This window comes from Ferrovibrio terrae (assembly GCF_943371255.1).
In the GTDB taxonomy this organism is placed as follows: domain Bacteria; phylum Pseudomonadota; class Alphaproteobacteria; order Ferrovibrionales; family Ferrovibrionaceae; genus Ferrovibrio; species Ferrovibrio terrae_B.
Genome location: NZ_CALRUC010000063.1, coordinates 1 through 25,398, shown reverse-complemented (window position 1 = coordinate 25,398; position 25,398 = coordinate 1). Strand labels below are relative to the sequence as shown.

At 62.9% G+C, this 25,398-nt stretch carries 27 protein-coding genes; 6 read left to right on the top strand and 21 right to left on the bottom strand.

Annotated elements, in window-relative coordinates:
• The 5 genes from AAG799_RS14000 to AAG799_RS13980 all read right to left on the bottom strand — a co-directional run.
• A partial coding sequence (locus AAG799_RS14000) for a GTP-binding protein (RefSeq protein ID WP_341896904.1) occupies positions 1-149 on the bottom strand: 149 nt, incomplete at its 3' end.
• A gap of 58 nt (positions 150-207) precedes the next feature.
• On the bottom strand, positions 208-2,286 hold the full coding sequence (gene fusA, locus AAG799_RS13995; RefSeq protein WP_341896898.1) for an elongation factor G: 2,079 nt from the start codon (positions 2,284-2,286) through the stop codon (positions 208-210).
• 30 nt (positions 2,287-2,316) lie between these two features.
• Complete coding sequence (gene rpsG / locus AAG799_RS13990; protein ID WP_341896896.1) at positions 2,317-2,787, bottom strand: 30S ribosomal protein S7; 471 nt, start codon at positions 2,785-2,787, stop codon at positions 2,317-2,319.
• Between the two features lie 15 nt (positions 2,788-2,802).
• Complete coding sequence (gene rpsL, locus AAG799_RS13985) at positions 2,803-3,174, bottom strand: 30S ribosomal protein S12 (RefSeq protein WP_341896894.1); 372 nt, start codon at positions 3,172-3,174, stop codon at positions 2,803-2,805.
• Between the two features lie 570 nt (positions 3,175-3,744).
• Complete coding sequence (locus AAG799_RS13980; protein ID WP_341896892.1) at positions 3,745-3,900, bottom strand: hypothetical protein; 156 nt, start codon at positions 3,898-3,900, stop codon at positions 3,745-3,747.
• A 223-nt stretch (positions 3,901-4,123) separates the two neighbouring features.
• Between AAG799_RS13980 and gltA the strand changes: the two genes are divergently transcribed.
• The 6 genes from gltA to AAG799_RS13950 all read left to right on the top strand — a co-directional run bounded on the left by gltA (position 4,124) and on the right by AAG799_RS13950 (position 9,860).
• Complete coding sequence (gene gltA / locus AAG799_RS13975) at positions 4,124-5,428, top strand: citrate synthase (protein WP_341896889.1); 1,305 nt, start codon at positions 4,124-4,126, stop codon at positions 5,426-5,428.
• A gap of 47 nt (positions 5,429-5,475) precedes the next feature.
• A complete protein-coding gene (locus AAG799_RS13970; protein WP_341896887.1) occupies positions 5,476-5,685 on the top strand; it encodes a hypothetical protein in 210 nt (69 codons plus the stop codon).
• A 158-nt stretch (positions 5,686-5,843) separates the two neighbouring features.
• On the top strand, positions 5,844-8,198 hold the full coding sequence (locus AAG799_RS13965) for an ATP-binding protein (protein ID WP_341896885.1): 2,355 nt from the start codon (positions 5,844-5,846) through the stop codon (positions 8,196-8,198).
• Positions 8,188-8,601: a response regulator gene (locus AAG799_RS13960; protein WP_341896883.1), complete on the top strand. Its 414-nt coding sequence runs from the start codon at positions 8,188-8,190 to the stop codon at positions 8,599-8,601. The genes AAG799_RS13965 and AAG799_RS13960 overlap by 11 nt, the downstream gene beginning before the upstream one ends.
• 104 nt (positions 8,602-8,705) lie before the next feature.
• Entirely contained in the window at positions 8,706-9,509 is an 804-nt protein-coding gene (locus AAG799_RS13955; RefSeq protein WP_341896881.1) for a DUF4394 domain-containing protein, read from the top strand.
• A gap of 6 nt (positions 9,510-9,515) precedes the next feature.
• Positions 9,516-9,860, top strand: a complete 345-nt coding sequence (locus AAG799_RS13950) for a plastocyanin/azurin family copper-binding protein (RefSeq protein ID WP_341896880.1) — start codon at positions 9,516-9,518, stop codon at positions 9,858-9,860.
• 45 nt (positions 9,861-9,905) lie between these two features.
• Here AAG799_RS13950 and gloA read toward each other — a convergent pair whose 3' ends face one another.
• From gloA to rpsB, 16 genes are all read right to left on the bottom strand, one after another.
• On the bottom strand, positions 9,906-10,340 hold the full coding sequence (gloA, locus tag AAG799_RS13945) for a lactoylglutathione lyase (RefSeq protein ID WP_341896878.1): 435 nt from the start codon (positions 10,338-10,340) through the stop codon (positions 9,906-9,908).
• Between the two features lie 40 nt (positions 10,341-10,380).
• Complete coding sequence (lpxB, locus tag AAG799_RS13940) at positions 10,381-11,601, bottom strand: lipid-A-disaccharide synthase (RefSeq protein WP_341896876.1); 1,221 nt, start codon at positions 11,599-11,601, stop codon at positions 10,381-10,383.
• The gene (gene lpxI, locus AAG799_RS13935; RefSeq protein ID WP_341896874.1) at positions 11,591-12,415 is read right to left on the bottom strand and encodes a UDP-2,3-diacylglucosamine diphosphatase LpxI; all 825 of its coding nucleotides are present in this window, start codon (positions 12,413-12,415) and stop codon (positions 11,591-11,593) included. Before lpxI ends, lpxB begins: the two co-directional genes overlap by 11 nt.
• Entirely contained in the window at positions 12,402-13,208 is an 807-nt protein-coding gene (lpxA, locus tag AAG799_RS13930) for an acyl-ACP--UDP-N-acetylglucosamine O-acyltransferase (protein WP_341896872.1), read from the bottom strand. Before lpxA ends, lpxI begins: the two co-directional genes overlap by 14 nt.
• A 7-nt stretch (positions 13,209-13,215) precedes the next feature.
• A complete protein-coding gene (fabZ, locus tag AAG799_RS13925) occupies positions 13,216-13,686 on the bottom strand; it encodes a 3-hydroxyacyl-ACP dehydratase FabZ (RefSeq protein WP_341896870.1) in 471 nt (156 codons plus the stop codon).
• Complete coding sequence (lpxD, locus tag AAG799_RS13920) at positions 13,679-14,710, bottom strand: UDP-3-O-(3-hydroxymyristoyl)glucosamine N-acyltransferase (RefSeq protein ID WP_341896868.1); 1,032 nt, start codon at positions 14,708-14,710, stop codon at positions 13,679-13,681. Before lpxD ends, fabZ begins: the two co-directional genes overlap by 8 nt.
• Before the next feature lie 3 nt (positions 14,711-14,713).
• Positions 14,714-15,292, bottom strand: a complete 579-nt coding sequence (locus tag AAG799_RS13915; RefSeq protein ID WP_341896866.1) for an OmpH family outer membrane protein — start codon at positions 15,290-15,292, stop codon at positions 14,714-14,716.
• 15 nt (positions 15,293-15,307) lie between these two features.
• Positions 15,308-17,608: an outer membrane protein assembly factor BamA gene (gene bamA, locus AAG799_RS13910; protein ID WP_341896864.1), complete on the bottom strand. Its 2,301-nt coding sequence runs from the start codon at positions 17,606-17,608 to the stop codon at positions 15,308-15,310.
• Between the two features lie 49 nt (positions 17,609-17,657).
• On the bottom strand, positions 17,658-18,794 hold the full coding sequence (rseP, locus tag AAG799_RS13905) for an RIP metalloprotease RseP (RefSeq protein ID WP_341896862.1): 1,137 nt from the start codon (positions 18,792-18,794) through the stop codon (positions 17,658-17,660).
• An 18-nt stretch (positions 18,795-18,812) separates the two neighbouring features.
• The gene (locus tag AAG799_RS13900) at positions 18,813-20,030 is read right to left on the bottom strand and encodes a 1-deoxy-D-xylulose-5-phosphate reductoisomerase (protein WP_341896861.1); all 1,218 of its coding nucleotides are present in this window, start codon (positions 20,028-20,030) and stop codon (positions 18,813-18,815) included.
• A complete protein-coding gene (locus tag AAG799_RS13895; RefSeq protein WP_341896859.1) occupies positions 20,027-20,821 on the bottom strand; it encodes a phosphatidate cytidylyltransferase in 795 nt (264 codons plus the stop codon). The genes AAG799_RS13900 and AAG799_RS13895 overlap by 4 nt, the downstream gene beginning before the upstream one ends.
• 11 nt (positions 20,822-20,832) lie before the next feature.
• Positions 20,833-21,567, bottom strand: a complete 735-nt coding sequence (locus AAG799_RS13890) for an isoprenyl transferase (protein WP_341896857.1) — start codon at positions 21,565-21,567, stop codon at positions 20,833-20,835.
• Position 21,568: 1 nt separating this feature from the next.
• Complete coding sequence (gene frr / locus AAG799_RS13885; RefSeq protein WP_341896902.1) at positions 21,569-22,090, bottom strand: ribosome recycling factor; 522 nt, start codon at positions 22,088-22,090, stop codon at positions 21,569-21,571.
• A 92-nt stretch (positions 22,091-22,182) separates the two neighbouring features.
• Positions 22,183-22,893 carry a UMP kinase gene (gene pyrH / locus AAG799_RS13880; RefSeq protein ID WP_341896900.1) on the bottom strand — a complete coding sequence of 237 codons (711 nt, stop codon included), beginning with the start codon at positions 22,891-22,893 and terminating at the stop codon, positions 22,183-22,185.
• Positions 22,894-23,128: 235 nt separating this feature from the next.
• Positions 23,129-24,052 (bottom strand): translation elongation factor Ts, encoded by a 924-nt coding sequence (gene tsf / locus AAG799_RS13875; protein ID WP_341896856.1) that lies wholly within the window; start codon positions 24,050-24,052, stop codon positions 23,129-23,131.
• A gap of 108 nt (positions 24,053-24,160) precedes the next feature.
• Positions 24,161-24,964, bottom strand: coding sequence for a 30S ribosomal protein S2 (gene rpsB / locus AAG799_RS13870; RefSeq protein WP_341896854.1), 804 nt, complete (start codon positions 24,962-24,964; stop codon positions 24,161-24,163).
• Between the last annotated feature and the right edge of the window lie 434 nt (positions 24,965-25,398).

Genomic DNA, 25,398 nt, shown 5'->3' with positions numbered 1-25,398 from the left:
ATCTGGTCATACGCCGTGAACGACGCGCCGCCGCTCTCCGCCAGCACCTTCGTGATCGCAGCCGTCAGTGACGTCTTGCCATGATCGACGTGGCCGATCGTACCAATGTTGCAATGCGGTTTCGTACGCTCAAACTTTGCCTTGGCCATTTTACTATCTCCGCTAGATCGGATGTGTGTTCAGTGATGCGCGTTCGTGTTCTTCGGATCAGCCGGCGAGCTTCGCCAGCACCTCGTCGGACACGTTCTGCGGCACCTGGGCGTAGTGATCGAAAGTCATGGTGTACTGCGCGCGGCCCTGGGTCATCGAGCGCAGGTTGTTGACGTAGCCGAACATGTTGGCCAGCGGCACCATGGCATTGATGACCTGCGCGTTGCCGCGCGGTTCGGTGCCGGTCAGCTGACCGCGGCGGGACGACAGGTCGCCCATCACGTCGCCGACGAAATCTTCCGGCGCCACGACTTCGACACGCATGATCGGCTCGAGCAGCTTGGCACCGGCCTTCGGGGCGACTTCGCGGAAGGCCGCACGGGCGGCGATTTCGAAGGCGAGCGCCGAGGAGTCGACGTCATGGTAGGCGCCGTCATACAGGGTCGCCTTGAAGTCGATGACCGGGAAGCCGGCCAGCACGCCCGAAGCGGCGATCTGGCGGATGCCCTTTTCGACGGCCGGGACGTATTCCTTCGGCACGTTGCCGCCGACCACGTCATTGACGAACTGCACGCCCTCGCCCGGCTCCAGCGGCTCGAAGCGCAGCTTGACGCGGGCAAACTGGCCCGAACCGCCCGACTGCTTCTTATGCGTGTAGTCGATCTCGGCCTTCTTGGTCAGGGCCTCACGATAGGCAACCTGCGGGGCGCCGACATTGGCTTCGACCTTGAACTCGCGACGCATGCGGTCGACGAGGATTTCGAGGTGGAGTTCGCCCATGCCCTTGATCACGGTCTGGCCGCTCTCATGGTCGACCGAAACGCGGAAGGACGGATCCTCGGCAGCGAGACGATTGAGCGCGAGGCCCATCTTCTCCTGGTCGTTCTTGGTCTTCGGCTCAACCGCGACCTCGATGACCGGCTCGGGGAATTCCATGCGCTCCAGGATGATCGGATGGTTCGGATCGCAGAGCGTGTCGCCCGTGGTGGTGTTCTTCAGGCCGGCCAGCGCGACGATGTCGCCGGCGCGGGCTTCCTTGATTTCCTCGCGGGTGTTCGCATGCATCTGCAGCATGCGGCCGATACGCTCGCGGTTATCCTTCACGGTGTTCAGCACGCCCGAACCCGCTTCCAGAACGCCCGAATAGATGCGCACGAAAGTGAGCGAACCGACGAAGGGATCGTTCATGATCTTGAAGGCGAGACCCGAGAAGGGCTCGTCGTCCGAGGTCTTGCGGACCAGCTTGTCGTCGCTGCCCGGCTTCAGGCCTTCCACGCCAGCGACATCGACCGGCGACGGCAGATAGTCGATGACGGCGTCGAGCAGCGGCTGCACGCCCTTGTTCTTGAAGGCCGAGCCGCAGAGCACGGGCACGAACTTGCCGGCAATGGTGCCCTTGCGGATGCAGGCGGTCAGCGTCTTCTCGTCGGGCTCCTTGCCCTCGAGATAGGCTTCCAGCGCCGCGTCATCCATTTCCATGGCGGCTTCGATCATCTTCTGGCGCCATTCGGCAGCCTGTTCCTTCAGATCGGCCGGAATCTCGTCATAGAAGAACTCGGCGCCCAGGCTCTCATCCTTCCAGATGATGGCGCGGTTGCGCACCAGGTCGACGATGCCCTTGAAATCGGCTTCGGCGCCGATCGGCAGCGTCAGCACCAGCGGCACGGCGCCGAGGCGATCAATGATCATGTCGACGCAACGGAAGAAGTTCGCGCCCATGCGGTCGAGCTTGTTGACGAAGCACATGCGCGGCACGCCGTACTTGTCGGCCTGGCGCCACACGGTCTCCGACTGCGGCTCAACGCCGGCAACACCGTCGAACAGGCAGACCGCACCGTCGAGCACACGCAGCGAACGCTCGACTTCAATGGTGAAGTCGACGTGGCCGGGGGTGTCGATGATGTTGATGCGGTGGTCGTTCCAGAAGCAGGTGGTGGCAGCCGACGTAATCGTGATGCCGCGCTCCTGCTCCTGCTCCATCCAGTCCATGGTGGCAGCGCCGTCATGCACTTCGCCGATCTTGTGCGAACGGCCGGTATAATAAAGCACGCGCTCCGTGGTCGTGGTCTTGCCGGCATCGATGTGGGCCATGATGCCGATATTGCGGTAGCGCTCGTAGGGAGTAGTGCGAGGCATGACGATCTCCGAAAACTCTTAAGCCGCTTCTTACCAGCGGTAGTGGGAGAAGGCCTTGTTGGCCTCCGCCATGCGATGGGTGTCTTCGCGCTTCTTGACCGAACCGCCACGGTTGTTGGCGGCATCGAGCAGCTCGCCCGACAGGCGGTCGATCATGGTGTTCTCGCCGCGGCCGCGGGCCGCCGAGATCAGCCACCGAATGGCCAGCGCCTGACCACGGTCGTGACGCACTTCCACCGGCACCTGATAGGTGGCACCGCCGACGCGGCGCGACCGGACTTCGATGGCCGGCTTCACGTTGTTCAGGGCATCGTGGAACATCTTGACCGGGTCGTTGCCGGTCTTGGACTTGATGCGATCGAGGGCGCCGTAGATGATCGCTTCCGCGACCGACTTCTTGCCTTCGTACATCAGCATGTTCATGAACTTGGTCAGAACGAGATCACCGAACTTCGGATCCGGCAGAATCTCGCGCTTCTCAGCTGCGTGGCGACGCGACATCGTGTCTCTCCTGAATTACTTCGGACGCTTCGCGCCGTACTTCGAACGGCGCTGCTTGCGATCCTTGACGCCCTGCGTGTCGAGCACGCCGCGGATGATGTGGTAGCGCACGCCAGGAAGATCCTTGACGCGGCCGCCGCGGATCATCACCACGGAGTGTTCCTGCAGGTTATGGCCTTCACCAGGAATATAGCTGGTGACTTCGAAACCGTTGGTCAGACGCACGCGAGCGACCTTACGAAGCGCCGAGTTCGGCTTCTTCGGGGTCGTCGTGTAGACGCGCGTGCAGACGCCGCGACGCTGCGGGCATTCCTGCAGCGCGGGAACCTTGTCACGGACCGGCTTCGGCGAGCGCGGCTTGCGGATCAGCTGGTTGATAGTCGGCATACGAGTTGAAACTCCGCCAAGTTTTGGTTCAACACATAAAAAAACACCAAGGCGAACCACCGACGGCTTTTCAGCCCGGCAATCCGCCTCATTTACTCCGCTCCAGACCCATCCTTGCGGCCCATCGGCCGCGGAGAGGGGTCATTATGTCCAGTCGCGTTAGCCTAGCCTCAACGTGAGCGCTACGGAGACCCTGGCTGTTCATCGATCTGTGTTTAGGAAAACTCCCTACCACCAGGTCGAATCGCGGGGCGGACATTACTCAGCGGCCCCTACCCGGTCAAGCGCGTTTTCCCGCTTTTCACCGATCTTTTTCGCAATGCGCAAAAGACTTCGAAAAGCCCGGGATTCGCGAGTGTGATGAAGGCGTTATTGACTTCATCACACTCGCGAAATGAGAACTAATAAGGAACATTTTGGACCACCTCGAAGGCCAGCCGCGGGTTGCGCGGGAAAAGCAGGCTCGAATCGCATGGCCGGGCTGGACAGCAAGCTCCACCTGCCCTGCCCGGGCCTGCCAGGATGAGGTGAAATAGGCGTCCCGCAGGGTTCCGCAACGGAAGGTGCGGCCTACCCGGCCACCCCAGGGTCGCCGAACTTTTTTGCGTTCAGGTTATTGGGGGACAGGCAGGCCATGTGTTCGGCGACGTTCTGGTCATCGCCGATGATCGCCTTGGCCAGGCAGCCGTCGGCTCGTCCGGAACAGGGCATCGAGGGCTGCGGCATCAGGCATCGTCAAACATTCCTGGGCTGGCGGCAGCAAGTCTCCAAGCCCGTACAGACGGCGAAATGCGACGTTACAGCGGCGCGACGCGGAATGGCTGCAGGAATTTTATTCATCCAAGGTCGGATATTTTGCTAGCCGGGAAACACTTTTCTCTGGCGCAGACGCCGCCCTATAGTGTTGTTACAACAATCACATATGCAGTCCCAACCTGGGGGTACCCGAATGACCACCGGCAGCAAGCCCGTTACGCTTACCGATCCCAATACCGGAAAGACCATCTCTCTCCCCATGCTGGACGGCTCGGTCGGTCCTTCGGTGATCGATATCCGCAAGCTCTACGCCGAGACTGGTCACTTCACCTATGACCCGGGCTTCACCTCGACGGCCAGCACCGAGAGCAAGATCACCTATATCGACGGCGACGAAGGCGTGCTGCTGTATCGCGGTTACGACATTGCCGAACTGGCCGAGCATTCGACCTTCCTCGAGACCTGCTACCTGCTGCTGAATGGCGAACTGCCGAATGGCGATCAGCGCAAGTCGTTCGAGAATTCGATCACCAATCACACGATGCTGCATGAACAGATCCACTTCCTGTTCCGCGGTTTCCGGCGCGATGCGCATCCGATGGCCGTGATGTGCGGCGTTGTCGGCGCGCTGTCGGCCTTCTATCATGATGCCACAGATTACGATGATCCGAAGCAGCGCATGATCGCGCAGCATCGTCTGATCGCGAAGATGCCGACCATTGCGGCGATGGCCTACAAGTATTCGATCGGCCAGCCCTTCATGTATCCGCGCAATGATCTTGGCTATGCCGAGAACTTCCTGCAGATGACCTTTGGCGTGCCGGCCGAGCCTTACAAGATGAGCCCCATCTTGGCGCGCGCCATGGATCGCATCTTCATCCTGCATGCCGATCACGAGCAGAATGCCTCGACCTCGACCGTGCGTCTTGCCGGTTCGTCGGGCGCCAACCCGTTCGCCTGTATCGCTGCCGGTATTGCCTGCCTGTGGGGCCCCGCTCATGGCGGCGCCAATGAGGCCGTGCTGAAGATGCTGGAAGAGATCGGTTCGGTCGACAAGGTCGGCGAAGCAGTGAAGAAGGCCAAGGACAAGAACTCGGGCTTCCGCCTGATGGGCTTCGGCCATCGCGTCTATAAGAACTACGATCCGCGCGCCAAGGTAATGCGCCAGACCTGCTACGAGGTGCTGGACGAGCTGGGTGTGAAGGATGAGCCGCTGTTGAAGATGGCGATGGAGCTGGAGCGCATCGCACTGGAAGACGATTACTTCGTCTCCAAGAAGCTGTACCCGAATGTCGACTTCTATTCGGGCATCATCCTGCGCGCCATGGGCTTCCCGACCGCGATGTTCACGGCGCTGTTTGCCCTGGCCCGCACGGTCGGCTGGATTTCCCAGTGGAACGAGATGATCGAGGATCCGGCCCAGAAGATCGGCCGCCCCCGTCAGCTTTACACCGGCGCCACCAAGCGCCCGTATATTCCGCTCGACAAACGCAAGTAATCCGCGTTTTATTGACGGACTGACGGTACCGACGGGAGGCGGGCCGCATGGGCAAACGAGCAGAGCAGCATGGCGGGCAACCGCCTTCGGGAACCCGGCCAACCGGTTACGGTTGGTTGCGCCCCGGCTATCTGGACATGCCCTCGGCCTCCAATGACAACCGGATTGCGACCCGTTCGCTGCTGCGACGGCCGCAATTCTGGACCTGGCTGGGCCTCATCGGCCTGGCCCTGACCTGGATCGTCACCCGCCTCTGACCTTCCGCCCAGCAGACCCTCTATCCCGGGCCGCCCCATAAAGGCGGCCCTTTCCTTTTTTGCATGGCTGACGTTTTCGTATTTGCCGGAGCGCTCGAAAAACGCGCGCAATACCAATACCATCACTACCACCGCCGCGTCGGCCAACGGGATTTACCATGCACCTGAGCGTGCGCCTCAAACTGGCTGCTGCCTTCGCCATCGCCGTGCTCACCGCGGCGGGCCTCGGGCTGGCCGCCTTCTGGGCCGTCCAGTCGGTCGGCGACCTGGTGGTGCGGCTGTATGACCAGCCCTTGATGACCATCAACTATGCCCGCCTGGCCCAGACCAGTTTCGTCACCCAGGAACTGACGACCCGCGAAATTGCGGCAGAGGGCGATGTCGCTGAACGCAGCACCCATGCCGCGGATATCCGCAGCCGCAACGAAGAATTCGTCTCCGACCTAGCGATCGCCGAGGAGCGCGGCCTGAACCCGGGCATCCGCAAATATGGCGAACGCATCCGCTTCCTCAACGAGACCTGGCTGCAGACCGCATTGCAGACATTGGATCAGCCACCTGAAAGCCGTGAACGCCGCGAACTGGCCCAGACCCGCGAAACCATCGCGGCAGAGATTTCGGAAAACCTGGAAATCCTGACCCAGATCGCGGCTGAAGACGGCTTCGTGTTCCGCAGCCAGGCGGAAGTCACGATTCAGGATACCAAGGACCGCACCATGATGATGATCGCCGCCCTGGCGTTCGTCATCACCGTGGTGTCGCTGCTGCTGATCCGCAACATCGTGGCGCCGCTCAACACCATGACGAAAACCATGTTCCGTCTGGCCGAAGGCGATGTCGGCGTCAGTGTGCCGAAAACGGCACGGCGTGACGAGATCGGCCAGATGGCAGTGTCACTGCGCGTGTTCCGCCAGGCGATGGAAGATCTGCAGGTCGCCCGCGAACGCGCCGAGGCAGCGACCAAGGCGAAGTCCGAATTCCTGGCGATGATGAGCCACGAAATCCGCACCCCGATGAACGGCGTGCTCGGCCTGACCCGCCTGCTGATCAAGACGCCGCTGAATGGCGAGCAACGCAATCTTGCCGGCACCGTACTCGATTCCGCCGAAGCGCTGCTGGTCATCCTCAATGACATCCTGGATTTCTCGAAGCTGGAAGCCGGCCGCGTCGATGTCGAAAACATCGATTACGACCTTAATCGCGTGATCTCTGCGTCCCTGACCCTGATGCGCAACCGCGCCGAGGAAAAAGGCCTGCTGCTGGGCGCCGATGTCGATCGCCACCTGCCCCACTACCTCATCGGCGACCCGAACCGCCTGCGCCAGATCGTCCTCAACCTGATCGGCAATGCCATCAAGTTCACCGAAAGCGGCCGGGTCGATGTGATCGTGCGGGCCGAGCATGACGCGCAGGATGAGACGCCTTCGGTCCGCTTCGAGATTCGTGACACCGGCGTCGGCATATCCAAGGACAGCATCGGCAAGCTGTTCGGCAGTTTCGTGCAGGCGGATTCCTCGATCACGCGCCGCTTCGGCGGCACCGGCCTTGGCCTTGCCATCTGCAAGCGTCTTGTCGAGGCCATGAACGGCACCATCGGCGTCGAAAGCGAGATCGGCAAGGGCAGCACCTTCTGGTTCCGCCTGCCACTGGTCGCCGGCACCCAGCCGCTGGCGGTGCACAAGGGGGCTGGCGAAACCCCGCTGCCGTCCCTGCGCATCCTGGTGGCCGAGGATAATCCGGTGAACCGCAAGGTCGCCGCCGGCATCCTGATGGAGCAGAAGCATCAGGTCGCCTTTGCCGTGAACGGCAAACTGGCCCTGGAGGCTGCCTCGCAGGCCGAACCACCCTTCGATGTCATCCTGATGGATGTTCATATGCCGGAGATGGACGGTATTTCGGCCGCGCGTGAGATTCGCAAGCTGCCGGAACCGCATCGCGATACCCGGATCATCGCCGTGACGGCTTCGCTGAGCACCGATGGCGTGCAACGCTGCCTGGCCGCCGGCATGAACGATTATGTCGGCAAACCTATTGTGCCCGAAGCCCTGGATCAGGCCATCCGCCGCGTCATGGGATTTGCCAACAGCGGCCCGTCCGTGATCGCCGAACCAACCCCTTATGGCGGCACCGAAGACGCCTTCGACCGCCAGCCCCTGGACGATCTGGCCCAGGATTTGGGTGCTGACATGGCACTCGATCTGGTCGAGACCTTCCTGGAACTGGCTGCCGACATGATCGTCGGCCTGAATGCCTTTGCCGAGGATCGGGATTGCCATCGTATGGCTGAACTGGCCCACAGCCTGAAAAGCTCGTCCGCGAGCCTTGGCTTGAGCGATGTCAACCGGCTGGCCGTGCAGCTTGAGCAGGCCGGCCTCGCAGGGGACGCCGGGGAAACAAACCGCTACACTGATGAACTGAAACTGTCCTTGGAATCGGGCATTGCCTGGTTGCGTGGCCGGGGTGTCGAACTGAAGCAGGGCATGTCGTCCGCGGAACTGAAGAATGCTGGATAACAAACTGCCAGGACTGGAACGGCTGCGCGTGCTGCTGGTGGAGGACGACATGTTCGCCCAGCGCCTCGCCGCATCCGTACTGCGGCAGCTTGGCGTTGCCAATCTGACCATCGTCAAGGATGGTCAGGCCGCCATTGACCTGCTGAGCGGCAGCCAGGTGCAGTTCGACCTGATCGTATCCGACTGGAACATGCCCAAGGTCACCGGCCTCGACCTGCTCAAGCATGTGCGCAAGACCTGGGTGAACATGCCCTTCCTGATGCTGACGGGGAATGCGAATGAGGAATTCGTCATCGCCGCCCGCCAGAACAAGGTCGATGCCTATGTCATCAAGCCCTTTTCGGCCGGGCAGCTGCAACAGAAGCTGGCGGTCATGTTCAACATCAAGTTACCGGGAACCTGAAGGCCGGGTTATCGCTCCCTGCCCTTGACCCCGGTCCGTTCCGGTCTATCAGTTCATCTGACCCGCCATTAAGAGCGCGTCTCAGCCGCTTGCCAGGAGGAACCATGCGTATCGCCACTGCCGCCGTTTTCGGTGCCGCCATTCTTGGTGCCGGCAGCCTGTTCGCCACCCCGGCCCATGCCCTCGACCTCGCTGGCCTCAACAACCGCAACGAACTGTTGCTGTTCACCGACAAAACGCCGGGCAAGGTCAAGTCCGTTGCCATCACCGGCGTCGACGGCAAGCTGCTTGGCATCGATGTGCGCCCGGCTGACCGCAAGCTCTATGCGCTGGCCAGCGACAGCACGATCTATACCATCGACACCATGACCGGCGCCGCAACCCGCAAGGCAAAGCTCTCGGTGGTGATCGACTCGATCGACCATGTGATTGTCGACTTCAACCCGCAGGCCGACCGCATGCGCGTGATCGGCTCCTCAGGGCAGAGCCTGCGTGTCAATGTCGATACCGGCCAGGCCATCGTCGACGGCAAGCTGGCCTACCGCCCGGCCGACCGCAATGCCGGCAAGCCGATGGGCGTCTATGCCGGTGCCTATATCAATTCCTTTGTCGGCGCGACCCAGACCCAGCTGTTCGATATCGACAGCCTGAACGGCACCTATATCGTGCAGGATCCGCCGAATGACGGCGTGCTGCGCACAGTGGGCCCGACCGGCCTGAAGCCGGGTACCATCGTCGAGTCCATCGACATCTATACCGATGCCAAGGATGGCTATCATGGCTTCGCGGTGTCCGGGGGCATGCTGTATCGTTTCGATGTCGGCACCGGCAAGATGGGTAAAGGCAGCGCCATCGGCAACGGCAAAACAGCCGTGATCGATATCGCCGTCCTCACCCCGCGCCAGTAACCAGCCATGCGCGCCTATGTCATCGGGGCCGCCTTGCTTGGCATAATGATGGGCGGCGCGGTCGGTCTGTATGCCACCCTGGCGGAAGCCCAGGGCGGCATCGTGATCGTGCAGCAGGGCATTGCCTTCAAGCCGGCCACGGTCCGGGTCAAGGTCGGCGGACAGGTGTTGTTCCGCAACGAAGACCCCTTCGGCCATAACGTTTATTCGCCCAGCAAGGGCGGCATTTTCGACATCGGCCTGCAGGCGCCGGACTCGGAAACCGCCGTCTCCTTCAAGGAGGCCGGCGAATACATCGTGCAATGCCGCATCCATCCCAAGATGCGTGCGGTGGTCACGGTGACGCCATAAGAGAAAAAGCCCGGCCGGAAAACTGTTTCCGGGCCGGGCTTTTCCTTATTTGCGCTCGATCAGCTCGATCTTGTAGCCATCAGGGTCTTCGATGAAGGCGATGACGCTGCCGCCATGCTTCATCGGGCCCGGCGGGCGCGGAATCTTCACGCCGGCTTCTTCCAGTGCCTTGCAGACGCCATAGATATCCGGCACGCCCAGGGCGAGATGGCCAAAGCCGCTGCCGATCGTATACGGCTCCTTCTGGCCCCAGTTATGGGTCAGTTCGATCACCGTATTGGTTTTCTCATCACCGTAACCGACAAAGGCCAGCGTGAATTCACCGGTGGGAAAATCGGTCTTGCGCAGCAGGGTCATGCCCAGCTTGCCGACATAGAAATCGAGCGACTTCTCCAGGTCGAACACGCGCAGCATGGTGTGCAGCATCTGGAAACTGCCAGCCTGGACAGCAGGCTTTGCGATCGGGGCGGTTTCATTCATCGGGCAATCCTCCGGGCTTGAGGTGTCTTGATATGGGTCATCAGGTCGGCGCAGGCAACCGTCTGGCGGCCACGGCCAGCACGGCGCGGGCCGCGCGGTGGGCTGGCGGTACCGGATCCTCGGCACCCAACTGGGCCGCCACGGCGGCGCAGCCATCAATCTGGCGCTGGCGGGCTGCCGGGTCGGTCAGCAGGGCCAGCAGCGCCGGTGCAATCTTTTCCGCCGTGCAGTTTTCCTGCAGGAATTCCGGCATGATCTCGCGCTGCTGCAGAATATTCACCAGGCCGACATATGGAATCGTGATGAAGCGCCGCATGATCGCCGCGCTGATCGGATTGATCCGATAAGCCAGCACCGTGGGCGTGCCGGCCAGGCCCAGCTCCAGGGTCGCCGTGCCCGATGCCGCAAGCGCGGCTTCGGCCGCCAGCATCGCGGCATAGCGTTCGGGTGCCGTGTCGAGCACCGTCGCCGGGAAGGGCAGCGTGCCGGCTGCGGCACGAATAATATCCGCCACTGTTTCCACGGTGGGGATCAGCAGATGCAGGTGCTGGCCCTGCGTCTTGAGCCGCGCCAGCGCCTCGGTGAAGACCGGCAGCAGCTTTTTGACTTCACCCTTGCGGCTGCCCGGCATCAGTGCCAGCAGGCGGGTATCGGCCGCGATGCCATGGCGCTGGCGGAAGCCGCGCCCGGCCTGGTCAGCTGCAGCTTCGGCCCGGCGCGCTGTCGCCAGCGTCTCGACCGCCGGATGACCGACGAATGTGGTCGGCAAGCCGACCGCTTCGAAATAGGGCGGCTCGAACGGCAGCAGGGCGAGCAGGTGATTGCACAGGCGCGCCAGTCGCCGGGCCCGACCCGGCCGCCAGGCCCAGACCGTCGGCGCCACGTAATGCACGATGGGAAAGCTGCGACCCGGCACGCGCTGCATCACGCGCCGCGTATAGCCCGGGCTGTCGATGGTGACGACCACATCGGGCGATTCCGCCAGAATGAACTTTGCCGCCTGATCGATACGACCGAGCAGAAAGCGGGCCTTGGGCAGCAATTCGACAACACCCATGACCGCCATGTCGGCAATCGGGAACAGGCTGTGCAGTCCCTCCGCCTCCATCAAGGCGCCGCCCGTGCCGATGAATTCAACGCGGCCGTCGGTCTCGTTGCGCAATGCCCGCATCAGACTGGCGCCGAGCACATCGCCCGAGGGTTCACCGGCCAGCAGCGCGACCCGCAGCTTGCGGTCATCTGCCCGAGGATTATCCACCATGGGGCAATCCGATCAGGAAGAGGCCGAGGCGATCCGCTGCCCGCGCCGCTGCCGCGCCATCCACCATCAGGGCGGCCCCCGCCTCCACTGCCACCCCGGCGAGACCGGCCGCTGCGGCCTGCTCCACCGTGGTGACACCAATGGTCGGCAGGTCGACACGACGATCCTGCTGCGGCTTCACGCATTTCACCAATACGCCGCCGCGGGCCTCAGGCTGTCCTGCCATGCGCTGCAGCAGCGCATCGGTGCCGGCATCATCTTCCAGGCCAACGACACTGCCCTGGGCTGCCACCGCTGCCTGCCCCTTGTCCGCAGCGCCATGGTGGCGGGCGGCCTGCAGGGCGACGCCGAGATCGGCCTGTTGCGCCGGCGTCGGCGCGATGGCGCCATACTGCCGCTCACGCACCAGCAGGTCGCGCACCAGGGCATCGGCCCCGACGATGCGAAATCCCTCGCGCTCGAAGGTCTCAACCACCACACGCAGGATGGCATCATCGCCGACCAGCGCCGCCTTGATCAGCCTCGGCAGCAGCAATGCACCGGTCCAGTCGGGTTTGAGCGCGGAAAAGTCGGGTTTGGCGACACGGCCGCAGAGGCAGACCTCCTCGGCACCCGCCGCCTTCAGGGCCTTGAGCAGGCCGCCGACCTGCGGCAGGTCGAACCAGGCATGGTCGGTATCGGCAATGGTGGCGGGGTCGCAGAAGCCGTTCAGGGCGGCGATGAACACCGGGCGCCCTTCGGCGCGACAGGCATCGCGGATCAGGGCCGGGATCTGGCCGCCGCCGGCGATCAGGCCGAGTTTAGGCAGCCGCACTACCATCCACTTGTGGCTGGCAGACGCCGCGCTTGGAGGCATTGCGGACGAAGTCGACCAGCTCCTCGACCACGGCAACGCCGGCGAACCTGGTCGCAACATCGTCGAGCCGCTTGCTCAGGGTATCGCCCTTGGCGAATACGGCATCATAGGCTTCGCGCAGTTTTGAAATATCCTCGCGCTCGAAACCGCGGCGCTTGAGGCCGATCAGATTCAGGCCGGTCAGATGGGCACGGTTGCCGATCACCATGCCATAGGGGATCACATCCTGCTCGACACCCGACATGCCGCCGATCATCGCATGCGGGCCGATGCGGCAGAACTGATGGATCGCCGCCAAGCCGCCGACGAAAGCGAAGTCACCGACCTCGATATGGCCGGCCAGCGTGGCATTGTTGGCCATCACGACATTGCTGCCGACCTGGCAGTCATGCGCGACATGAGCACCGGTCATGAACAGGCAGTTGTCACCAACCTTGGTCAGCATGCCGCCACCCTCGGTACCCGGATTCATGGTCACGCCTTCGCGGATCACGTTGTTCTTGCCGATCACCAGGCGCGACGGTTCGCCCTTAAACTTCAGATCCTGCGGCGCATGACCGACCGAGGCGAAAGGAAAGATCTTCGTTGCGGCGCCAACGCTGGTGATGCCGGCGACAACGGCATGGCTGAGCAGTTCGACGCCGTCGCCAAGCTCGACCTGCGCCCCCACGATGCTGTAAGGCCCGATGCGAACATCGGCACCGATCTTGGCGCCGTCTTCGACGATCGCGGTCGGATGAATCTGCGCCATAGGGTGCTTACTTCCTGTCCAGGATCATCGCCGAGAAAATCGCCTCGGCAGCAAGCTTGCCATCAACCATGGCCTTGCCCTCAAATTTCCAAACCGGGCCGCGCTGCTTGATGGCCGTGACATGGATATGCATCTGGTCACCCGGCGTCACCGGCTTGCGGAAGCGGGCTTCATCGATGGTCATGAAATAGACCAGCTTGCCTTCAGACTCCTTGCCCAGGCTGTGCACGACAACGACAGCCGCGGTCTGCGCCATCGCTTCGACAATCATCACGCCGGGCATCACCGGCTGGGTCGGGAAATGGCCGGTGAATTGCGGTTCGTTGATAGTAACGTTCTTGATGCCGATGGCGCTCTTGCCGACATGGAGATCGACGACGCGATCGATCAGCAGCATCGGATAGCGATGCGGGATCATTTCCATGATCCGCAGGATATCGATGGATTCGACGCTGGCGGTCGATTGCGCTTCACTCATTATCCGCACCCTTCTTCTGCGCCAGGCGCCGAAGTATGGCCACCTGACGGAAATATTCCTTAACCCTGGTCGCCGGAATGCCGAAATGGCTTTCGCCAGCCGGAATATCCGTCATGACACCCGACTTGGCGCCAATGCGCGCACCGGTGCCAACCTTGAGATGCCCGGCAACGCCACTCTGCGCCGCCAGAACGACGAAATCACCGAACTGCGTCGAACCCGCAACGCCGGACTGTGCCACGATGATGCAGCCACGACCGAGGATCACGTTGTGCCCGATCTGCACCAGATTATCAATCCAACAGCCCGGCCCGATCACCGTATCAGGGCCCGCGCCGCGGTCGATGGTGCTGTTCGCGCCGATCTCGCAGTCGCTGCCGATCTGCACGCGGCCCAACTGGGGCACTTTGACATGACCCGTCGGGTCCGGAGCAAAACCGAAACCGTCCTGCCCAATACGAACGCCGGGATGCAGCAGAACGCGATCGCCGATCAGGCAATGCGTCAGCGTCACATGCGGTCCGATCCGGCAATCCTCGCCAAGCGTGACGCTGCGGCCAACCACACTGCCAGTTCCAATCGACGTGCCGGCGCCGATCACTGCACCCGCTTCGATCACAGCATATGGGGCGATGGCAACGCCGGCGCCAAGCTGAGCTGACGGATCGACAACGGCTGTCGGATGGATGCCCGGCGCCGCAGCGGGCGCCGGGTAGAAAATCTGCGCGGCACGGGCGTAAGCCAGATACGGCTTGGGCGACAGCAGCAGGGCAACACCAGCCGGAGCCAGACCGGCATGCTTTTCATGCAAGATGCAGGCGCCAGCCCGCGTCGTGGCAAAAGCCTCGGCGTATTTCGGGTTGTCTAGAAAAGTCAGTTGACCCGGACCGGCCTGATCGAGGGTCGCGACATCATCGACAGACCGCCCGGCCATATCGCCAGCGGCTAGGCGGGCGCCACAGCGCTCCGCCATCTCACCCAGTGTGAATGGCCCGGCCCGCTCGAAAAAGCGCGGATCCGCCATCCGTCATTTCCCGGTGGGGAGATTCACTTTGACGGTCGGCAGGCGCTGGTCGAGGCGCTTCAGCACTTCCGGGGTGATATCGATGCTGTCGCCGATGAAAATCTGCACCTGGGCACGATCGAGCACCATGTTGAAGCCGCGTTCGGTCGCCAGCCCCTTGAGGATCTCGATGACCTGCACGGTGACCTGCTCGCGCACGCCGTTCAGCATTTTTTCCAGCGACTGCGAACGCTCCTGGATACGCTTCTGCAGTTCGACCACCTTGCCCTGGAAGGCCTGGCGCTTCTGCTCGAAAACCTCCGGCGAGAGGACCGAGCGCTGTCGCGCGATTTCCTGCTCTTCCGCGCGCAGCTTCTCTTCTTCCTTGGCAATCTCGGACTGGAAGCTGAAGCGATACTGTTCAAGCTGCTGGCGGGCATTCTTCAGCGCGGCGGCGTCACGATTGATGCGCTGGCTGTCGATGACAGCAATGATCGATGCAGGCACCTTGCCACCACCGGCCGCCTGCGCCAGAGCCAGACCCGGCAGCGCGGCTATTGCCAGCGCAACCAGAGCAACGGCGGATTTGATGAGCGAATTCATAACTTTCAAACCTTGCTAGAAACGAGAGCCGAAATTGATACGAACGATTTCCTCTTCATCATACTTTTCCTTGATGAGCGGGAAGCCGAAATCGACGCGGATCAGGCCCAGCGGCGATTTCCACTGAATGCCGGTGCCGGCCGAGGCGCGCATGCTGTTCTGGTCGACCACTTCGCGGCCTGCGTCCGGAGTGTCCCACAGGCTGCCGACCACGGAGAACAGGCGGCCCTTGATGCCGAATTCGTTCGGCAGGCCGATCGGGAACATCAGGTCAGCTTCACCGGTGTAGTATTTTTGGCCGCCCAGTGAATCATTTGTGGTGGTGTCGCGCGGGCCAATGCCGCCAACCGCGAAGCCACGGAAGCTGTCGCCGCCCACGAAGAAGCGGTTCGGCAGACGGACATCGTCGTTGATGCCATTGATCATGCCAAGCTCGGTGCTGAGGGTCAGCACGGTCTCATCCGTGATGGGGAAATACTTCGCCGCATTACCGACATTCTTTACGTAGAACTCGGTGCCGCCGAGACCGGCAACTTCCTGCGACAGTCTCAGATAATAGCCCGTGGTTGGATCGACCTTGTCATCACGACGATCATAGGTCAGCGCATGCCCGACCGCCGAGGTAATGTAACGACCCTCCTGCGCGCGGATGAAGCGCGATGCCGAGGTTTCGATATTGTCGATCTCGTCCTGGCGGATGCGGTAATAAAGCAGCTGCGACAGGTTTTCAGTGATCGGGAATGACAGACGCGTGGTTCCCGACGTCGTGGTCTGATCCAGGCTGCTGCGTCGCGTATAATCAGTGCGCCGCCGCACCAAGTCGACACCGGCGGCAAGTTCGCGATCCAGGAAATACGGCTCGGTGAATGACAGATCGGCCTGCTGACGCGTCGTCGACAGGCTGAAGCCGACCTTCAGATCCTGGCCACGGCCGAGCAGATTGCGCTCGCGGATCGAGACATCGCCGAGCACGCTTTCCGTGGTCGAATAGCCGACACCGAAGGACAGTTCGCCGGTCGATTTCTCGGTGACTTCAGCTGTCAGCACCACCTTGTCGGGCGCACTGCCGCGACTTTCGGCGATCTCGACCTTGTCGAAGAAATTCAGGCCCCGCAGCCGGGTGCGGGTGCGGCGCAGCTTGGCCGAATTGAAAGCATCGCCCTCAGCCAGCCGGAATTCACGGCGCACCACCTTGTCGAGCGTGCGGACGTTGCCGACGATGTCGATACGCTCGACGAAAACACGCGGACTTTCGCCGATACGATAGGTGATGTCGACGACGCGCTTTTCGCGATCCTTGTTCACATCAGGACGCACATCGACAAAGGCATAGCCGAAGCGGCCAAGCTCGCTGGTGATCGACTGTACCGTCTTTTCCACCAGATCGGCATTGTAGGTCTCGCCGGTGGGCGTAACCACGAATTCCTTCATCTGGGCGCCATCGATACCCTTCAGCTCGCTGACAACATCCATCTTGCCGAATTTGTAGCGCTCGCCCTCTTCCACCGTGAAGGTGATGATGAACTTCTCACGGTTTGGCAGCAATTCGGCCACGGCATTGGTGACCGCGAAATCAGCATAGCCCTTGCTGAGATAGAACTTGCGCAGCTTCTCGCGATCGAAAGTGACGCGATCCGGATCGTAGCTGTCGTCGGAACTGAGGAAGCGCCACCAGGCGCTTTCCTTGGTCTGGATTTCCTCGCGCAGCTTTGAATCCGAGAACTGCCGATTGCCGATGAAGCGGATGCGGCTGACGCCGGTCAGCGGGCCTTCATTGATCTCGAAAACAAGATCAACGCGGTTCTGCGGCAGCTGGATCACCTTCGGCTCGATGGTGGCGGCGAAGCGGCCGGTGCGGCGATAGATCTGCTGGATGCGCTGCGTATCGGTCTGCACCTTGGAGCGCGTGTAAACCTGGCGCGGCTTGAGCTGCAATTCGCTGCGCAGCTGGTCGGCCTGAACGCGGCGATTGCCCTCGAACAGAATCCGGTTGATCACCGGATTCTCGGTGACGCGCACGATCAGGCTGCTGCCCTGCAGGCGCAGGTTGACGTCGGCGAACAGGCCGGTGGCAAACAGTGCCTTCAGCGACTTGTCGGCCTCGGCACTGGAATAGAGAGCCCCGGGCTGCAGGGTCAGGTAGTTCTGGATGGTCGAAAGCTCGATACGCTGATTGCCCTCGATCACGATGTCGCGGATCGTGCCGCCCTGCTGGGCCAGCGCATCGGCCGGCGCCTGAACGGCGAACAGGCCGGCGGCCAGGACAGCAACCATGACAATCCGGCGCAGCAGCCGCAGCGCATCATTTCGGAACATACCCGCCACACTTCCCATCGTATCGAGGCCGCCCCTCACTTAGCCGGATTCACGAGAAAAGCCCAGTGAGGAAATTGAAAATGGGCAGGCGATTCAAGTCGTTCCATGTCGCGAACAGGAACAGCGACATGACCAGGGCGAAGCCGATGCGGAAACTGTATTCCTGGGCGCGCTCGCCCAGCGGGCGGCCACGGACCGCTTCATAGCCGTAAAACAGCAGATGGCCGCCATCCAGCATCGGCACCGGGAAAAGGTTAATAAGGCCAATGGCGACCGACAGGGTGGCCATCAGCGACACCAGGGCCAGCCAGCTGGACTTGGCAACATCGCCCGACATCTTGGCGATCCCGAGCGGTCCGCTCAACTGGTCGCCGGATTCCTTGCCGTTAATGATCCGGCCCAGATAGGTGAAGGTATTGGCCACCACATGCCAGGTCTCGCGCACGGCCTGCACCAGCGCCGTACCCGGATCGTGGCGCACGAAATCGACGCCGGTTGTGCGGATGCCGATCTGGCCGACCTTCTGGGTACCGCCGGCACCATCGGGAACATCGACGCGCAGCGGCACCACGGTCAGGCCGATCTCGCCGCCATCGCGCAGCACGCGCAGCGCAATCGGGGTTTCGGCGCGCAGGGCCACAAAGGCGCGCAGCTCTTCAAACCGCTGGATGGTTGTGCCATCGGCAGTCAGGATGCGGTCGCCCGGACGCAGGCCACCAGCCTCGGCAGCACTGCCCTGCACCACATCCCCAACCACCGGCGGGGTGAAGGGCTGCCCCACCAGGCTGAACAACGCGGCATAGATAAAGATCGCGAAGATGAAATTGGCCACCGGGCCGGCCGCCACGATGGCGGCGCGCTGACCCAGCGTCTTGTGATGGAACGAGACCTTGCGCTCATCGGCGCTCATCGCCGCGACGGCACCATTGTCGGTGGTCGAGGCGGCATCGGCATCGCCGAAGAATTTCACATAGCCACCCAGTGGCACCGCGCTGATCTTCCAGCGCGTGTTGTGCTTGTCATGCCAGCCGAACAGTTCAGGGCCGAAGCCGATCGAGAACACCTCGACCCGCACCCCGCAGCGCCGCGCCACCCAGTAATGCCCCAGTTCATGCACGAACACGATGATCGTCAGAACGACGACGAAGGGGATGATGTAGCCGGCAAGATTGGTAACGAAATCCATGGCACCTCGACTGCCGGCCTAACGCCGGTTGCGTCCTCTCGTTTGCACCCGCACCACCCGGTCGTCATCCGTCGGGTCGATCAGATGCGCTGCGTAGCGCCGTGCCGCGCCGTCGGCCTCGTGGACCGCGGCAAGATCGCCGAGCGGGCCGCTGGGAACGCGGGACAGGGTCTGCTCGACGATCCTGGTGATGTCGAGAAACCCGATCCGGCCATTCAAAAAGGCGTCGACAGCGACCTCGTTGGCTGCGTTCAGGATAGTAGGGGCGCTGCCCCCGCTTTGCAAGGCTTGCCGCGTCAGGTTCAGGGCAGGAAAACGAGCAAAATCAGGGACTTCAAAGGTCAGCTTGGCAATCGCCGCAAGGTCCAGCCGGGCCGCCGGGGTGGGCATCCGGGCCGGCCAGGCCAGGGCCACCGAAATGGGAGTCCGCATATCCGGTGTGCCGAGCTGGGCGAGCACCGAGCCATCCACATAGGAGACCAGACTGTGCACCACCGACTGCGGGTGGATCAGCACCTCGATGCGGTCTTCCGGCACCGGGAACAGGAAGCTGGCTTCGATCAGCTCCAGACCCTTGTTCATCAGGGTGGCGGAATCGACCGAAATCTTCGCCCCCATGCTCCATACCGGATGGGCGATGGCCTGCGCCGGGGTCACATCGCGCATGTCGCTCAGGCTGAGGGTGCGGAACGGCCCGCCCGAGGCGGTCAGGATCACCCGGTCGATACTGTCCGGGGCGTCGAAGTCGAAGACCTGGAAGATCGCGTTATGCTCGGAATCGACCGGCAGGATGGTGGCGCCATGCAGAGCAGCCTCGCGCATCACCAGAGGTCCGGCGCAGACCAGGCTTTCCTTGTTGGCCAGCGCAACGGTGGCGCCGCGCCTCACTGCCGCGAGCGTCGGCTCCAGCCCGGCCGCGCCGACGATGGCGGCCATCACCCACTCGGCCGGCCGTGCCGCTGCCTCGATGATGGCTCCTGCCCCGGCCGCGCTCTCGATGCCGCTGCCGGCCAGACGGTGGCGCAGTTCGGGCAACAGGGCCTCATCGCCAATCACCGCCAGCCGGGCCTTCAGGCTGAGTGCCTGATCCGCCAGCAGGGCGACATTGCTTTGCGCCGTCAGTGCCTCGACCGGAAAGCGTTCGGGCTCGCGGGCAATCAGGTCGATGGTCGATCGGCCAATCGATCCGGTGGAGCCCAGAATGGTAACGCGGCGTATCGCAGAATGGGCGGTCATGGCCACAGCTTATCCTGCCACAGCAGCAGCGCCACACCGACGACCGGCGCGGCGAACAGCAGGCCATCGAGGCGATCCAGCACACCGCCATGACCAGGGATCAGGGTGCCGCTATCCTTGACGTTGTAATGCCGCTTGATGGCGGATTCCGTGAAATCGCCGGCCTGCGCCACCACGGCGACCACTGCGCCGAAGGCGGCCAGCAGATCGGCGGGCAACCGCGGGTCGAACCGGGCGATCAGGCCGCCGGCAATCGCGGCGCAGAGCATGCCGCCTAGCAGCCCGGCCCAGGTCTTGTTCGGGCTGATGCTCGGAATCAGCTTCGGGCCACCGATCAGGCGGCCAGCGACATAGGCGCCGATATCGGTGGACCACACCACGACCAGCAGCCAGAACACGATCAGGCGGCCGTGTTCGGGATCGTTGCGCAGCCAAACCAGCGTCAGACTCGGTAGGCCGGCATAGATCACACCGGTGAAAGCCCAGACACGGTGCTTGCCGAATGCGCCAGCCGCCAGAATGGCGGCAACGCCGAGCAGCATGAAGGCCCAATCGACCTTGCCGTTGGACAGGCTGCTGAGCGCGACCGCGAGCGGCACGATGCAAAAGCCCATCAAGGCCGGCGTCACCGCATCGCCGGGCAGCATCAGCCATTCGCGTAGCATCATCACCACCGCAAACAGCACCAGCAGCGCAAAGACCGGCCCGCCGTACCAGGTGATGCCGATTGCCACCGGCAGCATGACGGCAGCCGACAGGATGCGAAGCTTGAGACTGTTATCGATTGTCATGGTGATGGCAGTTACTCGCTGCCGCCATAGCGGCGTTCGCGGCGCTGGAATTCCTCCACCGCACTGGCAAGATCCTGGGCAGAAAAATCCGGCCAGAGTTTGTCGATAAAGATCAGTTCGCTGTAGGCCGACTGCCAGAGCAGGAAATTCGACAGCCGCTGCTCGCCGCTGGTGCGGATCACCAGATCCGGATCGGGAATGCCGGCTGTCTCCAGATTGGCGGCCAGCAGATCGGGGGTGATCTCGTCCGGCTGCAGCTTGCCGGCGGCAACCTGTTCGGCAAGCCGGCGGCAGGCAGCAACGATCTCGTCCTGCCCGCCATAGCTCAGCGCGATGGTCAGAGTCAGCGTGCGGTTGTCGCGGGTCTTGTGCTCGGCATCGGTGATCAGCTGCATGATGTCGGGCGCCAGCTTGCTGCGGTCGCCGATCATGCGGATGCGCACGCCATTGCGCCACAGGTCGTCCAGCTCTCGCCGGATGAACAGCCGCAGCAGCTCCATCAGGCCGGCGACCTCGGTTTCCGGGCGCTTCCAGTTTTCCGACGAGAAGGCGTACAGCGTCAGGTATTCGATCCGCAGCGTGCGACAGGCGCGCACCACATCGCGCACGGTATCGATGCCCTGCCGATGGCCCAGGTTGCGCGGCAGCCCGCGCGCCTTCGCCCAGCGCCCATTACCATCCATGATGATGGCGATGTGGCGCGGCGGAGACGGCGCAAGCGCCTGCGATACAACCGGCTGCGACATGCTAGACCTGCAGGATCTCCTTGGTCTTCTGCGCCAGGATCTCGTCGATCTTCTTGGTCGCGTCGTCGGTCAGCTTCTGGATCTCGTCCTGATACATCTTGACGTCGTCCTCGCCGAGGTCGCCGTCTTTCTCCGACTTCTTCAAATTATCCATGCCGTCGCGCCGCACGCCGCGCACCGCCACCTTGGCCTGCTCGGCATACTGGCCGGCCACCTTGGTCAACTCCTTGCGGCGCTGTTCGTTCAGCTCGGGGATCGGAATGCGGATCAGGGTGCCATCGGCCTGCGGGTTGAGGCCGAGGCCGCTGGCCGTGATCGCCTTCTCCACCGCCTTGACGTTGCTCTTGTCCCAGACCTGCACGCTGATCATGCGCGGCTCGGGCACGCTCACGGTACCCACCTGGTTGAGGGGCATCACGCTGCCGTAAACCTCGACGCGGACCGGGTCCAGCATGCTGACCGTGGCACGTCCGGTGCGCAGGGCGGCATACTCATGCTTGAGCACGTCGACCGCCTTGTTCATTCGCCGCTCGATGTCGTCAATATCCGGTTCGGCCACTGCCCGCTCCCGTCTTTTTTCTTAAGTCAATCAATAGGCTGAAAGGCCCATCGGGCCTATTCGCCGGTGATTACAGTACACCGGCCGGTGCCGGCCAGCACTTTGGCGAAGCCGCCCGGCTCGTGCAAGGAGAACACCAGAATAGGAATGCGGTTTTCCCGCGCCAGGCTGATCGCCGAGGCATCCATCACCTTCAGGTCGCGCTGCAGCACATCCATGTAGGTCAGGGTTTCATACCGGGTGGCGGTCTTGTCCTTCTTCGGATCGGCGCTGTACACGCCATCCACCTGGGTGCCCTTGAGCAGCGCATCGCAGCCCATCTCGGCGGCGCGCAGTGCGGCAGCGGTGTCGGTGGTGAAGAAGGGATTGCCGGTGCCGGCGGCGAAGATCACCACCCGGCCCTTTTCCAGATGGCGGATGGCACGGCGACGGATGTAGGGCTCGCAGACCGTGTCCATGCGCAGCGCCGACATCACCCGGCTCGGCACGTCATGGCTTTCCAGCGCATGCTGCACGGCCAGCGCGTTAATCACGGTCGCCAGCATGCCCATATAGTCGGCCGAGGCACGCTGCATGCCCTGGGTGGCGCCCGCCACACCGCGGAAGATGTTGCCGCCCCCGATCACCAGGCAGACCTCGCCGCCCAGGCTGTGCACCGCCTTGATCTCGCTGGTGATGCGGTCGACGGTGTCGAAGTCGATGCCATAGGGGGTCGGGCCCATCAGGGCCTCGCCCGAGCATTTCAGCAGGACGCGACGGTATTTCATGGTCATGGATGGTCCTCAGGCGGCGTCCTTGGCGATGGCGCGGGCCAAGGGATGACGGAAAAGCGCGGCGATTCTGTGGCAAAGGTTATACCACGCCCGGGCGCAGGTGGCAGCCGCAGGCCCTGTCCCGATCCCGATTCCAGGCCCGGATTCCGGCCACAATCCGGGGCGGTAAACCGGGCATAAAAAAGGGGGGCCTTTGCCCCCCTTTTCGGTATTCGGTCAATCGGCCCGATCAGCCGGCCATCTTGGCGACTTCGGCGGCGAAGTCGTCGGTCTTCTTCTCGATGCCCTCGCCCAGCTGGAAGCGCACGAAACCGGTCACCTCGATGGGTGCGCCGGCATCCTTGGCAGCCTTTTCCACGGCCTTGCCGACCTGGGTCTCGCCGTCGATCACGAAGGTCTGCTCCAGCAGAACCACTTCCTGATAGAACTTGCGGATACGGCCTTCGACCATCTTGGCGATGATCTCGGCCGGCTTGCCCGAACCGGCAGCCTGCTCGGTCAGCACCTGACGCTCACGCTCGACCAGGGTCTGATCCAGATCCTTGGTGCTCAGTGACTGCGGATTGGCGGCGGCGATATGCATCGCCAGCTGCTTGCCGATCTGCTCCAGCACCTCGCGCTTGCCGGTCGACTTCAGACCGACCAGCACGCCAAGCTTGCCGATGCCGTCGCCCAGCGCACTGTGCACATAGGCAATCACGGCGCCGCCATCGACGGTCAGCGTGCGGGCGCGGCGCAGCGTCATGTTCTCGCCAATGGTGGCGATCGCATGGGTCAGCTCGTCCTTCACGCTGCGGCCGGTGCCCGGGAAGGCCGCGGCTTCCAGCACGGCAACATCTTCGCCAGCCGCCAGCGCCACCGTGGCAATGCCACTGGCAACAGCCTGGAACTGCGGGTTGCGGGCCACGAAATCGGTCTCGGCATTCACCTCGACGATAGCGCCCTTGTTGTCCTTGATGGCAACGGCGACCAGGCCTTCGGCGGCCACGCGGCCAGCCTTCTTGGCCGCGGCCGACAGGCCCTTCGTGCGCAGCCAGTCGATGGCGGCGTCCAGATCGCCACCGGTCTCGCCCAGCGCCTTCTTGCAATCCATCATGCCCGCGCCGGTCTTCTCGCGCAGATCCTTCACCAGGGCCGCAGTAATCTCAGCCATGTCATCCTCTCAATGTCAGTGCATGCGACCGTTCAACGGCCGGGTCGGAAACGGCTGCGGCGCCCCGTCGAAAAACGACAGAGGCGCCGCGACCGGGATTGGTCAGGCTTAGGCCTGAGCCGCAGCGCCGTCGGCGGCGGCTTCCGCCTGCGGGGCCACTGCCAGCTCAACCGGGGCTTCCTCGGCAGCACCGATATCGGCACCGGTCTCCGAGAGATGGTCCTCGACGCCGCTCAGCACGGCCAGCGAGAACAGATCGCAGTACAGGTTGATGGCGCGCAGCGCGTCATCGTTGCCCGGCACCGGATAGGTGATGCCCTGCGGATCGGAGTTGGAATCGAGGATCGCAACGACCGGGATGCCCAGGGTACGGGCTTCGGCGATGGCGATATCTTCCTTCACCGTGTCGATGACGATCATGATGCTGGGCAGGCCGCCCATATCCTTGATGCCGCCCAGCGCCCGGTCGAGCTTCTCGCGCTCGCGGGTGAGGTTCAGCACTTCCTTCTTGGTCAGACCAGCAGTGTTCTGCTCGCCCGTGCCCAGCAGTTCTTCCAGCTCCTTGAGGCGCTTGATCGACTGGGAGATGGTCTTCCAGTTGGTCAGCATGCCGCCGAGCCAGCGATGGTTCACGTAGAACTGGCCGCAGCGGGCAGCCGCATCGGCGATGGCTTCCGAAGCCTGGCGCTTGGTGCCGACGAACAGCACACGGCCGCCGCCGGCGACGGTGTCGCGCACGGCCTGCAGGGCACGGTGCAGCAACGGCACGCTCTGCTGCAGGTCGATGATGTGAATGTTGTTGCGATCTCCGAAGAGATACGACTTCATTTTCGGATTCCAGCGGTGGGTCTGGTGTCCGAAGTGCACGCCAGCTTCAATCAGCTGACGCATGGTAAAGGTCGGCAGGCTCATCCTATATCCTTCTCCGGTTGGGCCGCCGCAGGCACGTCCTTCGCTCCTCGTGTGGAACTCGGACACCGGAACGCCGTATCGGGATGTCTCCCCGATAACCGCGTAAGCCTGCGTGTGGGTTTGAACGGCGCCTTTTATCCGCTTCGGGAGGGGAATGCAACCGGCTTGGATTGGCCCTGTTTGCCCGCCTGCCCGCGCGGCAGCTCCGAATGGGTTATCAACACATTTTTCCGTGCCCGGACAAATAGATACTGGCGCCCCCTGAGGCGGCATGGTCATATGCCGCGATGTCGGACCCGGTGGTGCATCAGAAAGATCTCGACCCCCTGATCGCCGGCCATGAGCGCTTCGCGCGTGGCATGCGGGGCGGACTTCGCCTCAACCTGCAGTTTCGTGACGCCTCCGGGCTGAATTTCGCCAACCGTGACCTGCGC